The organism is Sphingomonas sp. HF-S4 (assembly GCF_032911445.1).
In the GTDB taxonomy this organism is placed as follows: domain Bacteria; phylum Pseudomonadota; class Alphaproteobacteria; order Sphingomonadales; family Sphingomonadaceae; genus Sphingomonas; species Sphingomonas agrestis.
Map to the genome: position 1 here is coordinate 2,439,679 of NZ_JAWJEJ010000001.1, position 22,023 is coordinate 2,461,701.

At 67.3% G+C, this 22,023-nt stretch carries 25 protein-coding genes; 18 read left to right on the forward strand and 7 right to left on the reverse strand.

Annotated features, from left to right (window positions below; translation table 11 throughout):
* Positions 1 to 58 precede the first annotated feature (58 nt).
* Together RZN05_RS10935 and RZN05_RS10940 are read left to right on the forward strand one after the other, a co-directional pair.
* The gene (locus RZN05_RS10935; protein WP_317226649.1) at positions 59 to 736 is read left to right on the forward strand and encodes an HAD-IA family hydrolase; all 678 of its coding nucleotides are present in this window, start codon (positions 59 to 61) and stop codon (positions 734 to 736) included.
* A 101-nt stretch (positions 737 to 837) separates the two neighbouring features.
* On the forward strand, positions 838 to 1,275 hold the full coding sequence (locus RZN05_RS10940) for a GAF domain-containing protein (protein WP_317226650.1): 438 nt from the start codon (positions 838 to 840) through the stop codon (positions 1,273 to 1,275).
* Here RZN05_RS10940 and RZN05_RS10945 read toward each other — a convergent pair.
* From RZN05_RS10945 to RZN05_RS10965, 5 genes are all read right to left on the reverse strand, one after another.
* Positions 1,260 to 1,571 carry a hypothetical protein gene (locus RZN05_RS10945; RefSeq protein ID WP_317226651.1) on the reverse strand — a complete coding sequence of 104 codons (312 nt, stop codon included), beginning with the start codon at positions 1,569 to 1,571 and terminating at the stop codon, positions 1,260 to 1,262. The genes RZN05_RS10940 and RZN05_RS10945 overlap by 16 nt on opposite strands.
* 348 nt (positions 1,572 to 1,919) lie before the next feature.
* Positions 1,920 to 2,921, reverse strand: coding sequence for a nucleotidyltransferase domain-containing protein (locus RZN05_RS10950; protein ID WP_317226652.1), 1,002 nt, complete (start codon positions 2,919 to 2,921; stop codon positions 1,920 to 1,922).
* Positions 2,918 to 3,778 carry an HprK-related kinase A gene (locus RZN05_RS10955; protein WP_317226653.1) on the reverse strand — a complete coding sequence of 287 codons (861 nt, stop codon included), beginning with the start codon at positions 3,776 to 3,778 and terminating at the stop codon, positions 2,918 to 2,920. The genes RZN05_RS10950 and RZN05_RS10955 overlap by 4 nt, the downstream gene beginning before the upstream one ends.
* Positions 3,775 to 4,044 (reverse strand): HPr-rel-A system PqqD family peptide chaperone, encoded by a 270-nt coding sequence (locus tag RZN05_RS10960; protein ID WP_317226654.1) that lies wholly within the window; start codon positions 4,042 to 4,044, stop codon positions 3,775 to 3,777. Before RZN05_RS10960 ends, RZN05_RS10955 begins: the two co-directional genes overlap by 4 nt.
* A 351-nt stretch (positions 4,045 to 4,395) precedes the next feature.
* Positions 4,396 to 4,785 carry a hypothetical protein gene (locus tag RZN05_RS10965; RefSeq protein WP_317226655.1) on the reverse strand — a complete coding sequence of 130 codons (390 nt, stop codon included), beginning with the start codon at positions 4,783 to 4,785 and terminating at the stop codon, positions 4,396 to 4,398.
* Positions 4,786 to 4,847: 62 nt separating this feature from the next.
* Here RZN05_RS10965 and RZN05_RS10970 point away from each other — a divergent pair, with 62 nt between their 5' ends.
* The 11 genes from RZN05_RS10970 to RZN05_RS11020 all read left to right on the forward strand — a co-directional run bounded on the left by RZN05_RS10970 (position 4,848) and on the right by RZN05_RS11020 (position 15,214).
* Positions 4,848 to 6,047, forward strand: coding sequence for an ATP-binding protein (locus RZN05_RS10970; protein ID WP_317226656.1), 1,200 nt, complete (start codon positions 4,848 to 4,850; stop codon positions 6,045 to 6,047).
* 28 nt (positions 6,048 to 6,075) lie between these two features.
* Entirely contained in the window at positions 6,076 to 7,155 is a 1,080-nt protein-coding gene (locus RZN05_RS10975; protein WP_394804801.1) for a substrate-binding domain-containing protein, read from the forward strand.
* Complete coding sequence (gene pstC, locus RZN05_RS10980) at positions 7,155 to 8,531, forward strand: phosphate ABC transporter permease subunit PstC (RefSeq protein WP_317226657.1); 1,377 nt, start codon at positions 7,155 to 7,157, stop codon at positions 8,529 to 8,531. The genes RZN05_RS10975 and pstC overlap by 1 nt, the downstream gene beginning before the upstream one ends.
* Positions 8,524 to 9,801 (forward strand): phosphate ABC transporter permease PstA, encoded by a 1,278-nt coding sequence (gene pstA, locus RZN05_RS10985; protein ID WP_317226658.1) that lies wholly within the window; start codon positions 8,524 to 8,526, stop codon positions 9,799 to 9,801. Before pstC ends, pstA begins: the two co-directional genes overlap by 8 nt.
* Positions 9,801 to 10,568, forward strand: a complete 768-nt coding sequence (gene pstB / locus RZN05_RS10990; RefSeq protein WP_317227607.1) for a phosphate ABC transporter ATP-binding protein PstB — start codon at positions 9,801 to 9,803, stop codon at positions 10,566 to 10,568. The genes pstA and pstB overlap by 1 nt, the downstream gene beginning before the upstream one ends.
* Positions 10,568 to 11,257, forward strand: a complete 690-nt coding sequence (gene phoU, locus RZN05_RS10995; protein WP_317226659.1) for a phosphate signaling complex protein PhoU — start codon at positions 10,568 to 10,570, stop codon at positions 11,255 to 11,257. The genes pstB and phoU overlap by 1 nt, the downstream gene beginning before the upstream one ends.
* A gap of 10 nt (positions 11,258 to 11,267) precedes the next feature.
* Positions 11,268 to 11,960, forward strand: coding sequence for a phosphate regulon transcriptional regulator PhoB (gene phoB / locus RZN05_RS11000; protein ID WP_077511688.1), 693 nt, complete (start codon positions 11,268 to 11,270; stop codon positions 11,958 to 11,960).
* Between the two features lie 86 nt (positions 11,961 to 12,046).
* Positions 12,047 to 12,466: a Fe-S oxidoreductase gene (locus tag RZN05_RS11005; RefSeq protein WP_317226660.1), complete on the forward strand. Its 420-nt coding sequence runs from the start codon at positions 12,047 to 12,049 to the stop codon at positions 12,464 to 12,466.
* Positions 12,467 to 12,600: 134 nt separating this feature from the next.
* The gene (locus tag RZN05_RS11010) at positions 12,601 to 13,488 is read left to right on the forward strand and encodes an SDR family NAD(P)-dependent oxidoreductase (RefSeq protein WP_317226661.1); all 888 of its coding nucleotides are present in this window, start codon (positions 12,601 to 12,603) and stop codon (positions 13,486 to 13,488) included.
* Positions 13,489 to 13,563: 75 nt separating this feature from the next.
* A complete protein-coding gene (locus RZN05_RS11015) occupies positions 13,564 to 14,685 on the forward strand; it encodes a hypothetical protein (protein WP_317226662.1) in 1,122 nt (373 codons plus the stop codon).
* A gap of 70 nt (positions 14,686 to 14,755) precedes the next feature.
* Positions 14,756 to 15,214, forward strand: a complete 459-nt coding sequence (locus tag RZN05_RS11020) for a nuclear transport factor 2 family protein (protein WP_317226663.1) — start codon at positions 14,756 to 14,758, stop codon at positions 15,212 to 15,214.
* 120 nt (positions 15,215 to 15,334) lie between these two features.
* Here RZN05_RS11020 and RZN05_RS11025 read toward each other — a convergent pair whose 3' ends face one another.
* Together RZN05_RS11025 and epsC are read right to left on the reverse strand one after the other, a co-directional pair.
* The gene (locus tag RZN05_RS11025) at positions 15,335 to 15,673 is read right to left on the reverse strand and encodes a DUF2794 domain-containing protein (protein ID WP_317226664.1); all 339 of its coding nucleotides are present in this window, start codon (positions 15,671 to 15,673) and stop codon (positions 15,335 to 15,337) included.
* Positions 15,674 to 15,685: 12 nt separating this feature from the next.
* Positions 15,686 to 16,378 (reverse strand): serine O-acetyltransferase EpsC, encoded by a 693-nt coding sequence (gene epsC / locus RZN05_RS11030; RefSeq protein ID WP_317226665.1) that lies wholly within the window; start codon positions 16,376 to 16,378, stop codon positions 15,686 to 15,688.
* A 156-nt stretch (positions 16,379 to 16,534) separates the two neighbouring features.
* Between epsC and RZN05_RS11035 the strand changes: the two genes are divergently transcribed.
* The 5 genes from RZN05_RS11035 to RZN05_RS11055 all read left to right on the forward strand — a co-directional run bounded on the left by RZN05_RS11035 (position 16,535) and on the right by RZN05_RS11055 (position 21,917).
* Positions 16,535 to 17,293 carry a sulfite exporter TauE/SafE family protein gene (locus RZN05_RS11035; RefSeq protein ID WP_317226666.1) on the forward strand — a complete coding sequence of 253 codons (759 nt, stop codon included), beginning with the start codon at positions 16,535 to 16,537 and terminating at the stop codon, positions 17,291 to 17,293.
* Between the two features lie 226 nt (positions 17,294 to 17,519).
* Entirely contained in the window at positions 17,520 to 18,083 is a 564-nt protein-coding gene (gene ahpC / locus RZN05_RS11040) for an alkyl hydroperoxide reductase subunit C (RefSeq protein ID WP_317226667.1), read from the forward strand.
* Between the two features lie 103 nt (positions 18,084 to 18,186).
* Positions 18,187 to 19,767 carry an alkyl hydroperoxide reductase subunit F gene (gene ahpF / locus RZN05_RS11045; RefSeq protein ID WP_317226668.1) on the forward strand — a complete coding sequence of 527 codons (1,581 nt, stop codon included), beginning with the start codon at positions 18,187 to 18,189 and terminating at the stop codon, positions 19,765 to 19,767.
* Positions 19,768 to 19,990: 223 nt separating this feature from the next.
* The gene (locus RZN05_RS11050; protein ID WP_317226669.1) at positions 19,991 to 20,890 is read left to right on the forward strand and encodes a hydrogen peroxide-inducible genes activator; all 900 of its coding nucleotides are present in this window, start codon (positions 19,991 to 19,993) and stop codon (positions 20,888 to 20,890) included.
* Positions 20,891 to 20,909: 19 nt separating this feature from the next.
* Positions 20,910 to 21,917: a cupin-like domain-containing protein gene (locus tag RZN05_RS11055; RefSeq protein ID WP_317226670.1), complete on the forward strand. Its 1,008-nt coding sequence runs from the start codon at positions 20,910 to 20,912 to the stop codon at positions 21,915 to 21,917.
* Positions 21,918 to 22,023 lie beyond the last annotated feature (106 nt).

Genomic DNA, 22,023 nt, shown 5'->3' on the forward strand with positions numbered 1-22,023 from the left:
CGCCCCCTGCCATGACACGCTTGCCAATTCCATAGCGATACTGGCAGGCGCCGCCGCCATGACCGACTTTCCCTTCGACCTTGTCGGGTTCGATCTCGACGGAACCTTGTTCGACACCAGCGCCGACCTGGCCGATGCGGTCAATCACGCGCTGGCGCTGCTCGGGCGGCCGGCGCTGGGCGTCGATGCGGTCCGGCCGATGATCGGGCGCGGGGGGAAATTCATGCTGCAGCAGGGGCTCGAAGCGTCGGGCGGGTGCGACCCCGCCGTGCTGGAACGGCTCTATCCGGAGCTGCTCGATTATTATGGCGCCAACATCGCGCGGGCGACCTGCGCCTTTCCCGGCCTGACAGCGGCGCTGGATGCGCTTCAGGCACGCGGGGCCAAGGCCGCGATCGTCACCAACAAGGCCGAGAACCTCGCAGTGAAGCTGGTCGCCGAGCTCGGGCTAGACCATCGCTTTGCCTGCGTGATCGGCGGCGACACGATGGGCCCCGACGGCCGCAAGCCCTCCCCCGCCGGCATCGAGGAGATGATCCGGCGTTGCGGCGGCGCGCGCGCAGCCTTTGTCGGCGATTCGATCTTCGACATCGAGGCGGCACGCGCCGCCGGCATCCCCTCGATCGCAGTCAGCTTCGGCTTCCTGTCGCAGCCGGTCGGCACGCTGGGCGCCGACGCAGTGATCGACCATTTCGACGAACTCTTGCCCGTGCTCGACCGGCTGGGCACTACCTGACCGGGAGATTCCCGGAGTTACCCGGCGCTTGCATTTGGCCCACGGGGCGCAGAGCATAGCAGGGAGAACGTGGCGTGGGTCGGTTTGGGGGGATGATAAAGGTGGGCGCTTCCGTCACGCCTAAGCCCGTGGGCGCCTTCGGGTTCGGCGGCCGGATCGCCGTCGCGAGGCTCGCCGAGCTCGTCCAACTCACCTTGGTCGCCGATGCGGCGATCATCGATCTTCGCGCTTATGCCGAGCGCCAGCGCGCGATCGGCGCCGCCGAGTGCCTGGAGACCGCGGGCATCCTGTTGCCGGGCGGCAAAACCGAATTCGCCGAAGCGATGTTGTGGCAACTCGCCGACCCGATTGAGGCCGGGGCGAACGGCTTTTCTTCTTATGCCGGAGCGCCGCTGCACGATGCCGACGGCGCGCTGCTCGGGCGGATCGTGGCGCTCCAGCGCGGCCAGCGCAGCTTCGACGGGCACGACCTCAAGATCCTGCGCACCGTCGCCGATATCGTGACGGACCTGCTGGCGCCGCCTCAGCCGGCCAGCTGACGCAACATCTGGGGGGCCTCGACGAAGCGCGCGAGCCGGGCGCGTCCGCGCGCGGTCAGCGCGGCGTCGACCGCCTCGGGACCGCCTGGGCCGACAACGAACGCCTCGTAGCATACCATGCCGGAGTCGTTGAGCTGCTGGAAGACGCGGATGAAATCGACCTGGCGCTCGGTGGAGGCGTGCATGCCGACATCGGCCGGACGCAGCGTGGCAACGATCGGCCAGCTCGACCAGAGTGCCTCGACGATCGCCCGGGCGTCGGTATCGTCAAAAGCCTCTGCGGATTCGTCGTTCACAAAACTGCCTCGCTGACCTGGCTTGCACGTGCCGTTGCGCCCCTTTGCCGATGCCCTGCTATTCCTGCCGGTAACGATTAACCTTTACCTAAGAGAGGTTAACAAACCCCTAATATCCGCCAGCGCTGCCCAATTTTCCCTCGCCTGGTCGATTGGAATCGTTTCGTGCGCAATGATCGAGCGGTTAATTTTTCGGATTTTCAGTAACGATCGGAAAGACTGCCTCCAATGATGGCCAACTTGCGCAGCTTGGAACTTAAAATCTCAAAGCACTCGATAGATCCATACAATATAGTCAAGTTTGAACAATTAAATATTTCAGGACCATACCAATCGAATCATTAATGTTTAAGCGGATCGCGCGCCCTTGCGCCATTTGGTCCAGAGGTGCCGCGCCAGCATCGCCGGGGGCATGCGCATCGCGTGTCCCCGCAAATAGAAAGCGAGCCGAGTAACCCGGGCGGTGGGCCGACCCCAGCCGTCGCGTGCGAGCATCCGCCGTTGGAACAGCGGATCGGCGGCGTCCCAGCCGTGCCACGCCGCGTCGATCGTCGTGCCGTAGAGCCTGCGCACCTGGCGCGCGGCGCGCCGGACCGCCGCGGTCAGACCATGCTGCGCGGCGCGCGCGGCAAGCCCCTCGGCGCCCTCTTCGATCAGGCAGTGGATGTCCCAAAGGTTGCGCATCCCGCCCGCAAGGTCGCCATCGGCGAACAAATGCGCGGCGGCGTGGACGATCCGGTCGGCGGGATTGAGGACGCGCAGTCCGTTGGCAAGCAGTTCGCTGTCGGCGATCAGCGCGGCGGCATCGGGAGCGATCCGCGCAGTCAGCGGCAGGATCGTGTGGTGAACATCGATCATCCGATCGCGCTCGCGATGGATCAGCGGCGGCAACTCGTGCATCCAGCGGCGATAATAGAGATCGTCATAGGGATCGGGCTTGACCCATTCCCAGCCCGCGGCGAGCAGCAAGGCCTCGGCCTCCTCGATCCGCTCGCGTGGCACGAGGATGTCGAGATCGCCGATCGAGCGGCCGGCGCCCGCCGACAGCCCTGCGGCGACATAGGCGGTGCCCTTGAGCAGCACTACCGGCATGCCGCTCGGCCCGAGCGCACGGCGCGCCATCTCGGCTTCCCACAAGGCCGCCGCCCTGCCTTGTGCCGCCGAGGCGCGGGCGTCTTCGAGGAGGCGCGCGGCGGCACGCGGCATCGGCAACCCGTCGAGCCGGTGCGCGAGCGTGCCGATCAGTTGCTCGGCGCGGGCGATCGCGAACAGCGCGGTCCAGCCCTGGGCGTCGAGCGTCGCGGTGGAGGCTGGATCGCGCAGCGCGTCGGCGAGGATGCGCGCGTTCATGCCGCGTCCCATAGCCGCTCGACCTGGGCGAGCGCAGTCGCGGTGTCAGGATAGTCGAGCGCACGCGCCGGCACCGACCGCACCAGCCGCGTGAGCGCATCGAACCCGCGTTCGGCGAGCGCGACGTAATTGGTCGAGGCCTGGGTGAGGCGGACGAAGGTCTCGCTCGGCAGCACTTCGCGCTCGGCGGCGGCGAAGCCATAGCTCGGGAACAGGATCAGCCGCGGCTCCGCCGGCTCGGCCATCGTCGCGATCGCGCGCGTATCGGGGACGAGATGGCGGATATCGCCCTTGGGGGTGCCGCGGAGCAGCGGGCCGAAGCGCGCGTCGGGCAGTGCCCTTTCCATCACCGCGATCGCCTGGTTCTTGAGACTGATGAGGCGCGGAAAGGCGTGGACCAGCCCGGTGACGGGATCGAGCAGCGCGAACTCGTCGCCCATCAGCCGCCAGCCGCGCGCCATCAGCAGCGCGGCGAGGGTCGATTTGCCCGCGCCGGACAGCCCGGTCATCAGCAGCGCCTGCCCGTCGCGGGCGACCGCCGAGGCGTGGAGCAGCAGATAGCGGCGCTGGCCGAGCGCCATCTGGAGGTTCATCGCCATCTCGGCGGCGAGCAGCCCCTGCGCGAGCGGCAGCGGCGCGGCATCGGGGATGACGAAGTCGCCACCGATATGCACCGAGGGGCGCAGCACGCGGCGCCACGGTCGCGCGGCGAAGAGGTGGACGTTGAAATCGGGAATGCCGTCTTCGGGCTTGGGATAGTCGCGATAGAGGTCGTTCAGCGTTGTGATCGGCGCGAGCCAGGCGCTGCCGATGCGGAACCCGATCGGGCCGATGCGGAGCGCGGTGGCGTGCCTCACAGCCGCTCCACCAGCCCGGTTGCGATGAGCTCGCCGAGGCGCGCGGCGAGCGCGGCGGGGTCGGCATCGACAAGGTCGAAGCGCTCGGCAAGGCGCGCGAGCAGGTCGGTCTCCGACAGCGGCTTCTCGGCAAGCGCTTCGAGAATCTCGGGGACCGGGCTATCGACGATGTGCGTGATGCCCGAGGCACGATGATAGATCAGCGTCAGCGCGTCGAGGGGTACGATGCGCAGCGTTTCCTTTGGGGCGGCCTGGTAGCGCATCATTGGGGCCGGGCTTCATTTGGTTCACGCGAAGACGCGAAGACGCGAAGAATAGAAAAGTGGTTCGCGCAACGACGCGACGACGCAACGGGGGCAGGCTGCCGGGGGGCGTACGCCGCCTTCCGATACCTTCGTCGGGCGGTACTTGCGGGTTGTTGAAGGCCGCTCGCGCGGCGAAGATCGATCGTCGCGTCGTCGCGTCGTTGCGCGGAAAACATCTTCGCGACTTCTGAAACGGACGCGCGGTAAAATGTCACGCCCGCCCCCCGTTCGTGCTGCGCTTGTTCAACATGCGGTTTGAAGAAAGAACGGCCCTTCGACAAGCGCAGGGCGAACGGGTGTCTACGCCAGCGTTCAGCCGCGCGGCATCTGCAGCGAGGCGAAGCAGGTGAAGCCGCTGGTGCCCGATTGCAGGCGGCGGATGTAATTGGTGTAGGCGCGGCTGCGCTCGGCATCGGTGCCGGGCAGCGTGCCGCCCGAAAGCGCACGCTTGACGTCCTCCGCCTTGAACGCGGTGCCGGCAGGCGGATAGGCGCCGGGCGTGCCGGCGGGAACCAGCGTGCCGTCGGCCGCGACATAATTGCCCGCGCGGGCCGGATCGGGCACCTGGATCTCGCAATTGATCACCGACGCGCTGGTCTGCGCCAGCGCCGGGCGGATCGAGACGATCGCCGACGCGCCCGCCGCGCCGAGCATCAATGCACGACGGCGTGAAGCAACGGGTCCGGTGGGTTGATCGGCCATGATGCCTTGTCATGCGCCCGCGCCGCTTTCGCAATCGTAAATCCGTGCCTAGAACGGGACATATGCATTCTTATCTCGGGGTCCGGACAGCATTGGCACTCGTCGTCGCGGTGATCGCCGCGGCGGCCAGCCTGGTGCTCAACGGCGACGCGCAGGCAAGCCTGATCGTGCTCGTCTGCGCCGCCGCGGCGGTGCTGATCGCGGCGGGCGGCGGCGATCCCGCCCCGGCCCCGCCACCGCGCTGGAGCGAAGCGACTCGCGAACCCGCTATCGCCGACGTGGTCGAGGCAATCGCCGAGCCGGTGCTGGTGATCGCCGACAATCGGGTGGAAGCCGCCAATCAGGGCGCGCGCGAATTGCTCGGCGAGCATGTGCTGGGCGAGGACGTCCGCGTCGCGATCCGCCACCCCGCCGCAGCCGAGCGGCTGATGCGCGCCGACAATGGTGCTCCCGGCGCGCCGATCCACCTTGTCGGACTGGGGACGCGCGACCAGCGCTGGGAAATGCGCGTGCGCACGCTCGGCGACGGCCGGCGGGTGGTGCATCTGGTCGACCGGACGGGCAGCTATGCGGCCGAGCGGATGCGCGTCGATTTCGTCGCGAACGCCAGCCACGAGCTGCGCACCCCGCTCGCCTCGATGCTCGGCTATGTCGAGACTCTCCGGGAAGATGCCGGGGACGACCCCGAGACGCGCAGCCGCTTCCTCAAGATCGTTTTCGGCGAGGCGCAGCGGATGCAGCGGCTGATCGAGGACCTGATCTCGCTGAGCCGGATCGAGGCCGAGAAATATCGCGTCCCCGACAAGGATGTCGATCTCGCCGAACTGACCCAGCAGGTCACGGTCGAGCTGTCGGGTAGCCCGCGCGCTGCCGACCTGGTCACCCAGATCGCCGACGTGCCGCCAGTGGCGGGCGATCCGACCCAGCTCAGCCAGATCCTCCACAACGTCATCGGCAATGCGATGAAATATGGCCGCGAAGGCACGCCGGTCACGGTCTCGCTCCAGCCCGAAGGCGAGGCGATGGTGCGCCTTACCGTGTCCGACGAAGGCGAGGGCATCCCGGCGCAGCACCTGCCGCGGCTGACCGAGCGTTTCTATCGCGTCGATTCAGGACGCAGCCGTTCGCTTGGCGGCACCGGGCTGGGGCTCGCGATCGTCAAGCATATCGTCGAGCGGCACCGCGGCCGGCTCGATATCGCCAGCACCGTCGGCAAGGGAACGACCGTGACGATGCTGCTCCCGGTCCGCCGATTGTCATAAAGACGTAACCGAGCTGAAAGACAGGCGAATGGACGTGCCCCAGCGCACGACTCGGGGTTCAGCGGGAGTTCGCGACATTTTCGGCAGGTTGGCCCTGATTGCAGCGGCGGCGCTCACGCTCGCCGGCTGCGACAGCAACACGGCGCGCGAGATCCGCGTCGTGGGCTCGTCGACGGTGTATCCGTTCACCACTGCAGTCGCCGAGACCTTCGTCAACCAGGGTGGCGGCCGCAAGGCACCGGTGGTCGAATCGATCGGCAGCGGCGCGGGACTGAAGCGGTTCTGCGACGGCGTGGGCTGGGAATATCCCGACATCGCCAATGCCAGCCGCCGGATCAAGAAATCCGAATATGCGCTGTGCCAGAAGAACGGCGTCGGCGAGATCATGGAAGTTCAGATCGGCGTCGACGGCGTCGCGCTGGCCGAGGCGAACAACGGCCCGAAGCTGACGCTGACCAAGAAGGACGTCTATCTGGCGCTCGCCGCCAGCCCGAACGGCAAGCCCAACACGGCGCGGACGTGGCGCGACGTCAACCCGGCGCTTCCTGCGCTGCCGATCCAAGTGATGGGCCCGCCCGCGACCAGCGGCACGCGCGACGCGCTGGTCGAGCTGGTGATGGAGCCCGGCTGTGCCGCCGCCGACCCGCAGGCCAAGGCATTGAAGGCGTCGAAGGACACCGCGCCCTATGACAGCCGCTGCAAGCGCATCCGCGACGACGGACCCTATATCGACAAGGGCGAGAACGACAATCTGATCGTCCAGGGCCTGGCCGCGAACCCCAATGCGCTCGGCGTGTTCGGCTATTCGTATCTCGAGGAGAATATCGACCGGCTCCACGGCGTGCCGATCGACGGCATCGCGCCGAGCTATGCCAGCATTGCCGACGGCTCGTATCCCGGCGCGCGGCCGCTGTTCCTCTACGTCAAGAAGCGCCACCTGCGCGCGGTGCCTGGGCTCAGCGACTTCCTCGCGCTCTACGCATCGATGTGGGCGCCCAAGGGCAAGCTCACCCAGCGCGGGCTGATCGCCGCCCCCGACGCGCTGCGTGCGCATTCGGCGCAGGTGGTGGCGCAGCGCATCGCGCTCGATCCGGCGGGGCTGCACTGATGAACGGCTTCGCCCTCGTCTTCCTGATCGCCGGCCTGGGGCTGATCGGCTGGCTGACCGCGCGTGCCCGCGCCAACCGGTTCGACCGCGGTGGCGCCAAGCGGCTCCATTCGCTCCCCGGTCAGCACGGCATGTACGTCGCGATGTGGACGGTGCTGCCGGCCTTGCTGTTCGTCGCGGGGTGGAATGCGATAAGCCCGGGACTGGTCAAGGAGGCCGTGCTCGAGCACCCCGCCGCGGCGCAGCTTCCGACCTTCGCCTTCGAACGCAACGCGCTGCTCGCCGAAGCCAAGCGCGTCGCGCACGAGGAAGGCGCCACCGCGTTCGACCCGGTCGCCGAGCAACTCGTCGCCCCTACCCGCGCGGCGCAGTCGCGCTATGGCTGGATGGGCGCGGGCGTGGCGATCCTGCTCGCCTTTGCCGGTGCGGCGTTCGCCTTCACGCGCGTGCGCCCGAGCTTCCAGGCGCGTACCCAGGCCGAGCGCGGGGTGATGGTGCTGCTGCTGATCGCCTCGCTGATCGCGATCCTGACCACGCTGGGCATCTTCCTGTCGCTGCTGTGGGAATCGCTGCGCTTCTTCCAGCAGGTGCCGATCACCGATTTCCTGTTCGGCACGCATTGGAGCCCGCAGGTGATCGACGCCGCCGATCCGGGCAAGTCGCTGGGCGCGGTCCCGCTCTTCTGGGGCACCTTCTTCATCGGCGCAGTGATCGCGATGATCGTCGCGATCCCGTTCGGGCTGATGAGCGCGATCTACCTCACGCAATATGCCGCGCCGCGCGTACGCCGGTGGATGAAGCCGACGCTCGAGATGCTCGCAGGCGTGCCGACGGTGGTCTATGGCTATTTCGCCGCTTTGACCGTCGCGCCGGCGGTGCGCGACCTCGCCGTGTCGTTCGGCTACACCTATGCCTCGTCGGAGAGCGCCCTCGCCGCGGGCCTGGTGATGGGGGTGATGATCATCCCGTTCGTGTCGTCGATGGCCGACGATTCGATCGCCGCGGTGCCCACCGCGATGCGCGACGGCAGCCTGGCAATGGGCGCGACGACCAGCGAGACGATCTCGAAGGTGCTGATCCCCGCGGCGCTGCCCGGCGTGGTCGCAGGCGTGCTGCTCGCGGTGAGCCGCGCGATCGGCGAGACGATGATCGTCGTGATGGCCGCCAGCGGCGCGGCCAACATCACCCTCAACCCGTTCGAGAGCGCAACGACGGTCACCAAGCAGATCGTCGACCTGCTCACCGGCGAGAGCGAGTTCGACAGCCCCAAGACGCTCGCGGCGTTCGCGCTCGGCCTCACGCTGTTCGTGATCACGCTGCTGCTCAACATCGTCGCGCTGCGCGTGGTGAAGAAATACCGGGAAGCGTATGAGTAACGAGCGCGCACCCACCGACTGGAACGCCCCGGCGATGCAGAAGCGCATCCGCCGCCGCTATGCCCGCGAGCGGCGCTTCCGCTTCTTCGGGCTGGCGGCGGTGACGCTGTCGGCGGCGTTCCTCGCCTTCCTGCTCGTCACGATGGTCGCCAATGGCTGGCGCGGATTCACCCGCACCGACGTGGCGCTAGTGATCGACTTCCCGGCCACCGGGATCGAAGTCGAGCGTGCGCAGCTCAAGACGCCGGCTGCCGATCTTGCGCTGGCGGGTGCGGGGCTGGAAAATTTGGTCAAGGGCGCCGCGGCGACTGCGTTCGGCGACGAAAGCGTAATCTCGGACAGCGGCTGGCTGCGCGTGCGCGAGGCGATCAAGGCCGATCCGACGATCCTCGACCGCAAGCTGACGATCGACCTGCCCGCCTCGACGGCGATCGACCAGGCGGTGCAGGGCGACGGCAACGCCGAAGCCAAGGCGGCTGCCGCCAAGCTCGAGCAGGCCGGGGTGCTGTCGCGGCACTTCAACGCGGATTTCCTGCACAAGTCCGATTCGACCGATCCGGTCGCGGTCGGCATCTGGGGGGCGCTCAAAGGCTCGCTGCTCACGATGGCGATCACCTTCCTGATCGCCTTCCCGGTGGGCGTGCTCTCGGCAATCTATCTCGAGGAATATGCCCCGCGGAACCGCTGGACCGACCTGATCGAAGTCTCGATCAACAACCTCGCTGCCGTTCCCTCGATCATCTTCGGCCTGCTCGGGCTTGCGGTGTTCCTCGGCAGTTGGAGTTTGTTCGGCTATCAGTTCGGCCCGCTGCTGCCGCGCTCGGCGGCTTTGGTCGGCGGGCTTACGCTCGCGCTGATGATCATGCCGGTGATCGTGATCGCCAGCCGCAACGCGATCAAGGCAGTGCCGCCGTCGATCCGCGACGCCGCGCTCGGCATCGGCGCGAGCCCGATCCAGGTGGTGTTCCACCACGTCCTGCCCCTGGCGATGCCCGGCATCCTTACCGGCACGATCATCGGCATGGCGCGCGCGCTGGGCGAGACCGCGCCGCTGCTGCTGATCGGGATGCGCGCGTTCATCGTGACTCCGCCCGGCGGGTTCACCGATCCCGCGACGGTACTGCCGGTGCAGATCTTCCTGTGGTCCGACGAAGTCAGCCGCGGCTTCGTCGAGAAGACCAGCGCCGCGATCATCGTGCTGCTGGTGTTCCTGCTCGCCATGAACGGCTTGGCCATCTATCTTCGCAACAAATTCGAGACCCGCTGGTGATGACCGACGTTCCGCATAAAATGTCCGCCCGCGGCGTGAGCGTCTTCTACGGCGACAAACAGGCCGTGAAGGACGTGTCGATCGACATCGACATGGACAAGGTGACGGCGTTCATCGGCCCGTCGGGCTGCGGCAAGTCGACCTTCCTGCGCACGCTCAACCGGATGAACGACACGATCGCCTCGGCGCGCGTCACCGGCGAGATCATGCTCGACGGCGAGAACATCTATTCGTCGGCGATGGATGTGGTGCAGCTCCGCGCGCGGGTGGGCATGGTGTTCCAGAAACCCAATCCCTTCCCCAAGTCGATCTACGAGAATGTCGCCTACGGCCCGCGCATCCACGGGCTGGCGCCGAGCAAGACCGATCTCGACGGCATCGTCGAGCGCTCGCTCAAGCGCGCCGGGCTGTGGGAAGAAGTCCGGGACCGCCTGCAGGACAGCGGCACGGCGCTGTCGGGCGGCCAGCAGCAGCGGCTGTGCATCGCACGCGCGATCGCAGTCGACCCCGAGGTCATCCTGATGGACGAGCCCGCCTCGGCGCTCGATCCGATCGCGACCGCCAAGATCGAGGAGCTGATCCACGAGCTGCGCGGGCGCTACGCCATCGCGATCGTCACGCACAACATGCAGCAGGCCGCGCGGGTCAGCCAGCGCACGGCGTTTTTCCACCTCGGCACGCTGGTGGAATATGGCGATACCGACCAGATCTTCACGACGCCCCATGAGGAGCGGACCAAGGACTATATCACCGGAAGGTACGGCTAATGGGGACCGGTCAGGAACATACGGTCAAGGCGTTCGACCAGGACATCAAGCAGCTCCGCGCGCTGATCAGCCAGATGGGCGGATTGGCCGAGCAGGCGATCCACGATGCGATGAAGGCGCTCCAGCGCGGCGACACCGCGCTCGCCGACGAGGTCCGCAAGAAGGACAAGGCGATCGACGCGATCGAGAGCGAGGTCGAGAAGCTCGTCGTCCGGGTGATCGCCCTGCGCGCGCCGATGGCCGACGACCTGCGCGAAGTCATCGCGGCATTGAAGATCGCCGCGGTGGTCGAGCGGATCGGCGACTATGCCAAGAACGTCGCCAAGCGCGTGCCCATGATCCACGCTGCGGGCGAGGAGCGCATCGAGGCGCTGTCGCTGCTCCCGGCAATGGCGCGGATGGCGAGCGACATGGTGCATGACGTGCTCGACGCCTTCGCCTCGCGCGACGCAGCGGCGGCGGCGCAGGTCGTCGAACGCGACAGCGCGCTCGACGATTTCTACGATTCGATCTTCCGCACGCTGGTGACCTTCATGGTCGAGAATCCGCGGACGGTGAGCCAGGTCGCGCACCTGCTGTTCGTCGCCAAGAATATCGAGCGGATCGGCGATCACGCCACTAACGTCGCCGAGATGGTGTATTTCGCTGCTACCGGCCGCTATCTTGCGGACGAAGCGGCAACGGCTTGAGGACGCGTATATGGCCCGGGTAAAGATGCTTCTCGTCGAGGACGACGCCGCGATCGCCGAGCTGGTGACGTGGCACTTCAAGCGCGAGGACTACGAGGTCAAGCACACCCCCGACGGCGAGGAAGCGCTGCTGCTCGCCAAGGAAGCGACCCCCGACATCGTTCTGCTCGACTGGATGGTCGAGGGGCTGAGCGGCATCGAAGTGTGCCGTCGCCTGCGCCGCATGCCCGAGACCGCGAACATCCCGATCATCATGCTGACGGCCCGCGGCGAGGAAGAGGATCGCGTCCGCGGGCTCGAGACCGGTGCCGACGATTACGTCACCAAGCCGTTTTCCCCGCGCGAGCTCGTCGCCCGCGTCGGCGCGGTGCTGCGCCGCGTGCGCCCGGCGCTGGCGGGCGAGGCGCTCAACTATTCGGACATCGAGATGGACACCGTGGGGCACAAGGTGCGCCGCGGCGGCCAAGTCGTCTCGCTGGGGCCCACCGAGTTCCGGCTGCTCAAGCATTTCCTCGAGCATCCCGGCTGGGTGTTCTCGCGCGAGCGGCTGCTCGACGCGGTTTGGGGGCATGACAGCGATATCGAGAGCCGCACCGTCGACGTGCACATCCGGCGACTCCGGAAGGCGATCAACCATGGCGACCGTCCGGACATCATCCGCACGGTCCGCTCGGCGGGCTATGCGCTCGATGCGGGGAACTGAAGGGTCCGAGGGAGCTTTTCGCGCGAAGCCGAGTTTGACTGCACGAGAGCGCAGATTGCGCCCTTGAAGCATTCAGGAGAAGCTCGATGAAGCTTATCGCATTAGCGGCCGCGCTTGCCGCAATCGGCGGCACCGCCGTCGCTCAGGACACCCCGCAGACTCCGCCCGCCACCAGCGAGCAGTCGCCCACGACCACCACGCCCGACGCCAACACGCCGCCGGCCGATCCGAACGCGGGCACCACGGGCGCTGGCACCACGACCATGCCGCCGCCCGCAACCCCGCCTGCGCCCGATGCGTCGATGACCCCGCCCGCGCCGCCGGCACCGCCCGCAGCGGATTCGGCGATGCCCGCCACGCCGCCCGCGGCACCGATGGCTACGCCGGCGCCTGCTGCAGCGGCGCCCGCGCCGATGACTGCAGCGCCCGCCCCTGCGCCGGCAGCCGAATATCCGCTCTGTTCGAAGACGGTTACCGATCAGTGCCGTCAGCGCGGCGGTCGTTAAGACCTACCTGCTGACGACAGCGGCGATGCAGCGCTCCATTCTTCGGGATGGGGCGCTGCCTTCGTTTTTGGAGACACCGCTGACACACCGCGCTTCGAGGTCTAGGAAAGCGTACTGATCGCAGGAGCGCCTTAATGACCGTCCGTTTCGACAATCGCGTCGCCATCGTCACCGGTGCGGGCGGCGGTATCGGCCGCGCCTATGCACTCGAGCTGGCGAAGCGCGGGGCAAAGGTGGTGGTCAACGATCTGGGCGCCGCGCGCGACGGCACTGGGCATTCGGATGCGGCGCTCCAGGTGGTCGCCGAGATCGAGGCGGCAGGCGGCGAGGCTTTCTCCAATGGCGGCAGCGTCACCGACTATGGCCAGATGGTCGCGATGGTCGAGGCGGCGAAGACACGCTGGGGCCGGATCGACATCCTGATCAACAATGCCGGGGTGCTGCGCGACAAGAGCTTCGCCAAGATGACGCCCGAGGATTTCGCCTTCGTCGTCGACGTCCATCTCAACGGATCTGCCAATGCGACGCGCGCGGTGTGGGACATCATGCGCGAGCAGAATTACGGTCGCATCCTGATGACCGCCTCGTCGACCGGGCTGTTCGGGAATTTCGGCCAGGCGAATTACGGCGCGGCCAAGCTGGGGCTCGCGGGGCTCGCCAAGACGCTGCATCTCGAAGGCGCCAAATACGGGATCAAGGTCAACACGATCGCCCCGGTCGCGGGAACCCGGATGACCGAGGACATCTTCCCCGAAGCCGCGTTCCAGGCGTTCGCCCCCGAGAATGTCGCCCCGGCCGCGCTGTTCCTCGTCTCCGAAGACGCACCGACCAACATGATCATCGGCGCGGGCGCGGGCGTGGTCCAGGCCGCCTATGTCACGCTCACGCCCGGCGCGCGGCTGACCGAGCCGACCCCCGAGGCGGTCGCCGCGCAATGGGCCGAGATCGTCGACCGCAAAGGCGAGATCGTTCCCAATTCGGGCGCCGAGCAGACCATGTCGATCATGGCGCGGCTGCAATAGTACCGCCACCGCCACACTGTATTGATGCACTAATACACATGTGGTAGACCCTTCTTCACAACAGGAGGATAGCCCATGTACAGCGAAAGCGACCTGGCAGGCGCAGTGGAAGCGGGAGCGATCTCCCCCGACGCCGCAGCGGCCCTGCGAAACCATGTTGCCGCGAGCCGATCGACGCCCACCGTCGACGAAGAGAGCTTCCGGCTGCTCAGCGGCTTCAATGACATCTTCGTCGGGATCGCATCGATCCTGATCCTCGTCGCGGTCGGCTGGATCGGCTTCTATATCGGCGGCAAGATCATCGGCCTCGATGCCAGTGAAGGGCCGCGTCAGGTCGGCGTCGCCGTTGCGTTCGGCGGGTTCGGGGTGTCGATCACGAGCTGGCTGCTCGCCGAATATTTCACACGCCAGCGCCGGATGGCGCTGCCGAGCATCCTGCTGCTGCTCGGCTTTGCCGGGGGGTTCTTCGTCGGCTTCGGCGCGATCTGGGGCGCCAATGCGCCGTGGATCTCCGAACAGCTGGGCCTCACCAACGAACTGCAGCACCGCCAGCTCGCCGGCGGGATCGGCGTGGTGACCGGCATCGTGACGGCCGGGGTGACCTGGCTCCATTGGCGGCGCTTCATGGTGCCGATCACCGTCGCGGTGGGCGCGCTCGCGCTGGTCGCCGTCGCGGTCGGCGCGGTCACCGCGTTCGTTCCCGCCTCGCAGGAGGCGCTCAATCCGATGCTGCTGATCGCCGGCGCGCTCGTCTTCGTGTTCGCGATGCGCTGGGACATGTCGGACCGCGAGCGCCGGACGCGCCGCTCGGACGTCGCCTTCTGGCTCCACCTCGCCGCGGCGCCGCTGATCGCGCATCCGGTGTTCCACATGCTCGGCGTGTTCGAAGGACCGGTCAGCGGCCCCGTCGCCGGGGTGGTGATCGCGCTCTATGTGTTCTTCGCCGGGGTGGCGCTGGCGGTGGACCGCCGCGCGCTGCTCGTCTCCAGCCTCGTCTATGTGCTGTGGGCGATGTACGCGCTGTTCGAGCAGAGCGGCGCAGTGGAGCTCGCGGCGGCGCTGACCGCTTTGGTGATCGGATCGGCGCTGCTCACCCTCTCCGCCTTCTGGCAACCGATGCGGCGCCAGGTGGTGGGGCTGCTCGGTAGCGGGATTGGGGGCCGGCTGCCGCCGACCCAGCAACTGGCGATCGCCTGAAACTCGGCTAAGCTGCGCGAGGCCCGGGAGGCGACTCCCGGGCCTTCGCCTTGACCCAAGGAAACGATCCATGCTGCGTACTGCAATCACCTTCGCCATTCCGCTTGCGCTCGCGGCGGCGCCGGCCCGCGCGCAGGACCGCGCCGACGCGCAGCTTACGAATCTGGTCCAGGATTTCGCCGCGGCCGAGCATGATTTCGACCAGAAGCGCCTCGCCGCGCTGATCACCGACGATTATGCCGAGGTGTCGCCGCTGGGCGAACTCGACCTGCATGATGCGTTCCTGGGCTTCTACGCCGCCGACAAGAAGCAGCCCGCACCGGCGATGACCATCGGCGAGACGCTGGTCCGCCGCTATGGCGACGCGGCGTCGATCCTCACCAGCCTGTCGTTCGCGCGGCCGGGGCCGGACGGACAGCCGCGGACCGTGTCGATCCGGGCGGGGTTCCTGGCGGTGAAGGTGGGCGGGACATGGAAGCTCGCCTCGGCGCAGTACACGCCCGAGCGGCCGAAAGTGGCGGCGAAGTAACACGAAGCCCCCCTTCAGGGGAGGGGTTGGGGGGTGGGGCCTGTCCGTCTCACCGAGCCTGCGCTTGGGGCACTGCCCCACCCCAACCCCTCCCCTAAAGGGGAGGGGCTTTTTGGGAAGTTACTCCCCCACCAGCTTCATCAGCCGGCGTTCGACCGGGGCCAGCACCGGGCCCAGCTCGTGTCCGCGCTTGAGGATCATGCCGGCCTCGCCGACCAGCGCCCACATGCCCTGGCGGTTGCGCAGGCTGGGGCGCTTCTCGATCCGATATTCGGGGCGCTCGGCGGCGCGGCGGAACGCGGCGAAGATTGCGGCGTCGCCGTCGAACTGGATCGCATAGTCCTTCCAATGCCCCGCCGCGACCATCCGGCCGTAGAGATCGAGGATCCGCGTCAGCTCGAGGCGCTCGAAGCCGACCTGCGACGCGCGGCCGACCGGCAGCGGGGTTACCGTTCCCATCAGGCCCGAAAACTACGCACGGTCGCGGCGCCCGGCTTCGGCGGCTTCGCCGGCCTCGATCATCGCGTCGAGGCGCTTGCGCAGCGTCTCGAGCTCGCAGCGCATGCTTTCGAGCTTCTGGGTCGCCGGATCAAACACTTCGCTGCACGGCGTGCCATAGGGGACGAAGTCCTTCTGCCAGGTCTTCGCCTCGACCAGGGTCGGCTTGGCGGGGATGCCGACCATCACCGCGCCCTCGGGCACGTCCTTGGTGACCACGGCATTGGCGCCGATCCGTGCGCGCTCGCCCACCGTGATCGGCCCGAGCACCTGCGCGCCCGATCCGATGATCACGCCGCTCAGGATCGTCGGGTGGCGCTTGCCCGCGACGCCGTTGTCGGGCGCAGTGCCGCCCAGCGTGACGCACTGGTAGATCGTGACGTCGTCGCCGATCTGCGCAGTCTCGCCGATCACGACGAAGCCGTGGTCGATGAAGAAATTGCGGCCGATCGTCGCGCCGGGATGGATGTCGATCGCCGTCATCCAGCGCGACCAGTGATTGACCGCGCGGGCGAGGAAGAACCAGCGGCCCTTGAACAGCCGGTGCGCGATACGGTGATAGAAGACCGCCCACACGCCCGGATAGAGCAGGATTTCCGCACGGCTGCGCGGCGCGGGATCGCGCGCGCGGATCGAATCGAGATAGGCCTTCAATCGAAGGAACATGGCCGGTCTTCCCTTTGTGCCCTTCATTTAATGCAAGCGGGCCCCGATTTCCAGAACGGGCCCCCTTCCGGCTTGTCCGGTCTAAACACGATGTATCTTGTGGGAATTCGGCGGGCACGGCATCCTGCCTGTCCAACAGCTTGAGCAAGGGCGCGGATGATTTTTGGAATTGACCTCACGGCGCTGCTTCCCTTCATCGCCGTGGGCTTCGCCGCGCAGATGGTCGATGGCGCGCTGGGCATGGCGTTCGGGGTGATCTCGAACACGCTGCTGCTCAGCCTGGGCGTGCCGCCGGCAATGGCATCGGCGGGCGTGCACACCGTGGAGACCTTCACCACCGCGGTCTCGGGGATCAGCCACACGATCCACAAGAACGTCAACTGGAAGCTGTTCCTGCGTATCGCCGTGCCCGGGATGATCGGCGGTGCGCTGGGCGCTTATGTGCTCTCGAACATCGACGCGGCGATCGCAAAGCCGTTCATCCTCGCCTATCTGGCTGCGATCGGCCTGTATCTGCTGTGGCGCAGCCGGCATTACCCGCCGGTCGAGAAATCGCCCAAGGTGGTCGAGCCGCTCGGCCTGGTCGGCGGCTTCCTGGACGCGGCCGGCGGCGGCGGCTGGGGACCGGTGGTGACGAGCAACCTGCTCGTCCAGGGATCGAGCCCGCGCACCACGATCGGCACGGTCAACACCGCGGAGTTTTTCGTCACCACGACGATCTCGGCGACGTTCATCGCGCATCTCGGCTGGGAAGCGTTCACCGTCGCGACGATCGGGCTGCTGATCGGCGGCGTGCTGGCGGCGCCGCTGGGCGCGCTGCTCGCCAAGCGGATCGAGGCCAAGACGCTGATGCTGTTCGTCGGCGTCGTGCTGACGCTCACCAGCGTCTACGGACTCTACATCGCGCTGCGATAGATTTTCACACTGCGACGCAGAATGGCCCCGGGCGCTTAGCAAGGCGTTCGGGGCCATTGTCGTTTCTGTGAGGTTCGCGGACTAACCCGCTGCGATACGCGCTCGATCAATTCGCCGCGATTGATCGCCTCACTCGATCAAAGCGAGTGAGCCTTCCCATTAGCATTGCGCCGCAACGCCCCTATATCCCGCATTGCAACACAACGCCTTTGGAGGAAATTTTCGCATGGCGCTCATCGGAAGCACGATCAAGCCGTTCACCGCACAGGCTTTCAAGGAAGGCAAGTTCGTGCAGGTCACCGATGCCGACACCCGCGGCAAGTGGGCGGTGTTCTTCTTCTATCCGGCCGACTTCACCTTCGTGTGCCCGACCGAGCTCGAGGACCTGGCCGACATCTACCCCACGCTCCAGAAGATGGGCGTCGAGGTCTATTCGGTGTCGACCGACACGCATTTCAGCCACAAGGCATGGCACGACACCTCGCCGGCGATCGGCAAGATCAGCTACTATATGCTCGGCGACCAGAACCATGTCCTCAGCACCAATTTCGACGTGCTGCGTGAGGGTCAGGGCCTGGCGGACCGCGGCACCTTCGTCGTCGATCCCGAGGGCGTGATCCAGCTGGTCGAGATCACCAGCGAGGGCGTCGGCCGCAACGCGCAGGAGCTGCTCCGGAAAATCAAGGCAGCGCAGTATGTCGCCGCGCATCCGGGCGAAGTCTGCCCCGCGAAGTGGGAAGAGGGCGAAGAGACCCTGGCCCCGTCGCTCGACCTCGTCGGCAAGATCTAACCTCTAAGGCGCCTCCTCCCCTCCCCCTGTGGGAGGCGCCGATTCGGCCCGGGGTGACCAGTCATCCCGGGCCGTTTTCATGTAAGCCTATCGGAGTTTCGCCATGCTCGACGCCAACCTGACGCAGCAGCTCAAGACCTATCTGGTCAACATCAAGCAGCCGATCGAGCTGGTCGCCAGCCTGGGCGAAGATGCCAAGTCGGGCGAGCTCGAGCGGCTGCTGAACGACATTGCCGCGCTCTCCGACGACATCACCGTCGTCCGCAAGGACGATGCGCGGAAGCCCAGCTTCATGATCCGCCGCGCGGGCACCGATATCGGGGTGCGCTTCGCCGGGCTGCCGATGGGCCACGAATTCACCTCGCTGGTGCTCGCCTTGCTCCAGGTCGGCGGGCATCCGTCGCGCGCGGCGCAGGAGCTGATCGACCAGGTCAAGGACCTCGACGGCAACTACGAATTCGAGACCTATTTCTCGCTGAGCTGCCAGAATTGCCCCGATGTGGTCCAGGCGCTCAATCTGATGGCGGTGCTCAACCCGCGCATCAAGCACGTCGCGATCGACGGCGCGCTGTTCAAGGACGAAGTCGACTCCCGGAAAGTGATGGCGGTGCCGACGGTGTTCCTCAACGGCGAACCGTTCGGCCAGGGCCGGATGGAGCTCGAGCAGATCGTCGCCAGGATCGACAGCGGCGCCGAGGCGCGCGCGGCCGAGAAGATCAAGACCAAGGACGCGTTCGACGTGCTGGTGGTCGGCGGCGGCCCCGCGGGCGCCGCGGCGGCGATCTACGCCGCCCGCAAGGGCATCCGCACCGGCATCGCGGCCGAGCGCTTCGGCGGGCAGGTGCTCGATACGATGGCGATCGAGAATTTCATCTCGGTGCCGCACACCGAGGGGCCCAAGCTCGCCGCGCATCTGGAGCAGCACGTCAAGGACTATGACGTCGACGTGATGAACCTCCAGCGCGCCGAGAAGCTGATCCCGGCGCCGACCCAGGGCGGGCTGCACGAAGTGCGGCTGGCGAACGGGGCGTCGCTCAGGGCGCGGACGGTGATCCTGTCGACCGGCGCACGCTGGCGGCAGATGGGCGTGCCGGGCGAGGACCAGTATCGCAACAAGGGCGTGGCGTACTGCCCGCATTGCGACGGTCCGCTGTTCAAGGGCAAGCGCGTCGCGGTGATCGGCGGCGGCAATTCAGGGGTCGAGGCGGCAATCGACCTCGCCGGGATCGTCGCGCACGTCACGCTGATCGAATATGACAGCGACCTGCGCGCCGACGCGGTGCTCCAGCGCAAGCTGGCGACGCTGCCCAACGTCCAGGTCATCACGTCGGCGCTGACCACCGAAGTGCAGGGCGACGGCGAGAAGGTGTCGGGCCTCGTCTACAAGGACCGCAACCACGGCACCGCGCATGAGATCGCGCTCGAAGGCATCTTCGTCCAGATCGGTCTGGTGCCGAACACCGAGTGGCTCAAGGATTCGGTCGCGCTCAGCCCGCGCGGCGAGATCGAGATCGACGCGCGCGGCGAGACCTCGCAGCGCGGCATCTTCGCCGCGGGCGACGCGACGACGGTGCCGTACAAGCAGATCGTCATCGCAATGGGCGCAGGCTCGACCGCGGCGCTGTCGGCGTTCGATTACCTGATCCGGCTGCCGGCCGAGGAATTGGTCGAAGCGGCGGCGTAACCCCAATTCCTCCCCGAGCTTCGCTCGGGGAGGAGGACCATGCGCAGCATGGTGGAGGGGCCGCCGCGAAGACGGCGGTGGCACTGTCGGCACACGGAGACCGCGCCTTCGGCGCGACCCTTCCACCAGCTTCGCTGGTCCCCCTCCCCCAGCAAGCTGGGGGAGGAATTGCCTGATCGCTTCTGCCACTCCATATCGGAAAATCAATCGACAGAGGCGATCAGTGGCCGCAACCTACCTCCCAACGCTCAAGCAGCTCCAATACCTCGTCGCGCTCAACGATGCAGGCCATTTCGGGCGAGCGGCGGAGGCGTGCTTCGTCACCCAGTCGACGCTGTCCGCGGGCATCCGCGAACTCGAGACGCTGATCGGGGTGGTGCTGGTCGAGCGCACCCGCCGCGTCGTCCGCTTCACGCCGTTGGGCGAGCGGATCGTCGACAAGGCGCGGCGCGTGCTGCGCGAGGCCGATGAGCTGGGCGATCTCGCGCGTGCCGCCGGACGGCCGCTGTCGGGCGAGATGCGGATGAGCGTGATCCCGACGATCGCCCCGTTCCTGCTGCCGCGCATCCTGCCGCGGCTGCGGCGTGAATATCCCGAGTTGAAGCTGTTCCTGCGCGAGGAGACCAGCGGCCAGGCCTGCGAGCAGCTCAACCATGGCCGCACCGATTGCGTGCTGCTCGCCCTCCCCTTCGCGTGCGGCGAGGTCGAGGCGGCGCCGCTGTTCGAGGACCGGCTGTTCGTCGCTTTTCCCGAGGGCGAGATGGACCCAACCCCGACGATCCGCCCTGCCGATATCGATGCCAACCGGCTGCTGATGCTTGAGGACGGCCACTGCCTGAAGGACCACGCCCTCGCCGCGTGCAACCGGCCCGAGCTGCGCGCCGAGGCGACGATGCTCGGCACGTCGCTGCATACGATGGTCCAGATGGTCGATAACGGCCTGGGCGTGACTATGCTGCCGCAGATGGCGGTCGATGCCGGCATCCTCGATCATACCCGCGTGACCGCGCGCCCGCTCGATGCCGAGAATGCGTCACGGCACATCGCGCTGGTCTGGCGCAAGGCATCCCCACGCGAACGCGACTTCCGGCTGCTCGCGAAAGTGCTGGCCGACGCCGCCTGAGCGTCCCTATTGTCGCGGCATGACGCTCCCCACGCCGCGACCCGTCCGCGAATGGCACGATGTCGACCGGACGCGGTTCGAGGCGGAGATCGTGCCGCTCGGCCAGCCGGCGCTGCTGCGCGGCCTCGTCGTCGGCTGGCCGGCGGTGCAGGCGCAGTCGATCGCGGGCTATCTGCGCGGGTTCGACCTGAACCGCGAGTGCGACGTGCTGGTCGGTTCGCCGGCGAGCGGCGGGCGCTTCTTCTATGGCGACGATTTCGGGGCGATGAACTTCCAGCAGCGCGGCGCGACGCTCGCGGCGCTGCTCGACCGGCTCGAAGCGGCGGCGGGCGAGGCACAACCGCCGACGCTGGCGGCACAGGCGCTGGCCGTGCCGCAGATATTGCCCGGCTTCGCGGCGGAGAACCGGCTGGCGCTGGTCGATAGCGCCGTGCCGCCGCGGATGTGGATCGGCAACCGCGCGATCGTCGCCTGCCATTACGATACGATGCGCAACCTCGCCTGCCTGGTGGCCGGGCGAAGGATTTTCACGCTGTTCCCGCCCGACCAGGTGCGCAACCTTTATGTCGGGCCGTTCGAATCGACGCCCGCGGGAACGCCGATCAGCCTGGTCGATTTCGACGCGCCCGACCTCGATCGCTTTCCCGATTTCCCCCATGCGATGGCCGCGGCGCAGGTCGCCGAGATGGCGCCGGGCGATGCGCTCTACATTCCCTATATGTGGTGGCACCATGTCCGCGCGCTCGATGCGGTCAATCTGCTGGTCAATTACTGGTGGAACGACGCGGCCGATGCGGCGCTAGCGCCGCTCGACGCCTTCATCCACGGCCTGCTCGCGCTGCGCGACCTGCCTGAGGAGCAGCGCGCGGCGTGGCGGGCGATGTTCGAGCATTTCGTGTTTCAGGCGAACGGCGATCCGGTGGCGCACCTGCCCGTGGCAAGCCGCGGGGTGCTCGGCGGCGTGACGCCCGCCCAGGCGCGGCGGATGGCGGCGCAGCTTGGCAAGGTGTTGATGGCAAAGGGATAGCAGGACCAGCCCTCCCCGTTCGTGCTGGGCTTGTCGAAGCACCGTCCTTCTTTCTCCCAGCACCGAAAGAACGGCCCTTCGACAAGCTCAGGGTGAACGGCGTTGG

Coding starts and splice junctions, on each gene's coding strand:
- RZN05_RS10935 (WP_317226649.1), top strand. CDS start 59: ATGACCGACTTTCCCTTCGACCTTGTCGGGTTCGATCTCGACGGAACC.
- RZN05_RS10950 (WP_317226652.1), bottom strand. CDS start 2,921: ATGAACGCGCGCATCCTCGCCGACGCGCTGCGCGATCCAGCCTCCACC.
- RZN05_RS10960 (WP_317226654.1), bottom strand. CDS start 4,044: ATGATGCGCTACCAGGCCGCCCCAAAGGAAACGCTGCGCATCGTACCC.
- RZN05_RS10965 (WP_317226655.1), bottom strand. CDS start 4,785: ATGGCCGATCAACCCACCGGACCCGTTGCTTCACGCCGTCGTGCATTG.
- RZN05_RS10970 (WP_317226656.1), top strand. CDS start 4,848: ATGCATTCTTATCTCGGGGTCCGGACAGCATTGGCACTCGTCGTCGCG.
- RZN05_RS10975 (WP_394804801.1), top strand. CDS start 6,076: ATGGACGTGCCCCAGCGCACGACTCGGGGTTCAGCGGGAGTTCGCGAC.
- pstC (WP_317226657.1), top strand. CDS start 7,155: ATGAACGGCTTCGCCCTCGTCTTCCTGATCGCCGGCCTGGGGCTGATC.
- pstA (WP_317226658.1), top strand. CDS start 8,524: ATGAGTAACGAGCGCGCACCCACCGACTGGAACGCCCCGGCGATGCAG.
- pstB (WP_317227607.1), top strand. CDS start 9,801: ATGACCGACGTTCCGCATAAAATGTCCGCCCGCGGCGTGAGCGTCTTC.
- phoU (WP_317226659.1), top strand. CDS start 10,568: ATGGGGACCGGTCAGGAACATACGGTCAAGGCGTTCGACCAGGACATC.
- phoB (WP_077511688.1), top strand. CDS start 11,268: ATGGCCCGGGTAAAGATGCTTCTCGTCGAGGACGACGCCGCGATCGCC.
- RZN05_RS11005 (WP_317226660.1), top strand. CDS start 12,047: ATGAAGCTTATCGCATTAGCGGCCGCGCTTGCCGCAATCGGCGGCACC.
- RZN05_RS11010 (WP_317226661.1), top strand. CDS start 12,601: ATGACCGTCCGTTTCGACAATCGCGTCGCCATCGTCACCGGTGCGGGC.
- RZN05_RS11015 (WP_317226662.1), top strand. CDS start 13,564: ATGTACAGCGAAAGCGACCTGGCAGGCGCAGTGGAAGCGGGAGCGATC.
- RZN05_RS11020 (WP_317226663.1), top strand. CDS start 14,756: ATGCTGCGTACTGCAATCACCTTCGCCATTCCGCTTGCGCTCGCGGCG.
- RZN05_RS11025 (WP_317226664.1), bottom strand. CDS start 15,673: ATGGGAACGGTAACCCCGCTGCCGGTCGGCCGCGCGTCGCAGGTCGGC.
- epsC (WP_317226665.1), bottom strand. CDS start 16,378: ATGTTCCTTCGATTGAAGGCCTATCTCGATTCGATCCGCGCGCGCGAT.
- RZN05_RS11035 (WP_317226666.1), top strand. CDS start 16,535: ATGATTTTTGGAATTGACCTCACGGCGCTGCTTCCCTTCATCGCCGTG.
- ahpC (WP_317226667.1), top strand. CDS start 17,520: ATGGCGCTCATCGGAAGCACGATCAAGCCGTTCACCGCACAGGCTTTC.
- ahpF (WP_317226668.1), top strand. CDS start 18,187: ATGCTCGACGCCAACCTGACGCAGCAGCTCAAGACCTATCTGGTCAAC.
- RZN05_RS11055 (WP_317226670.1), top strand. CDS start 20,910: ATGACGCTCCCCACGCCGCGACCCGTCCGCGAATGGCACGATGTCGAC.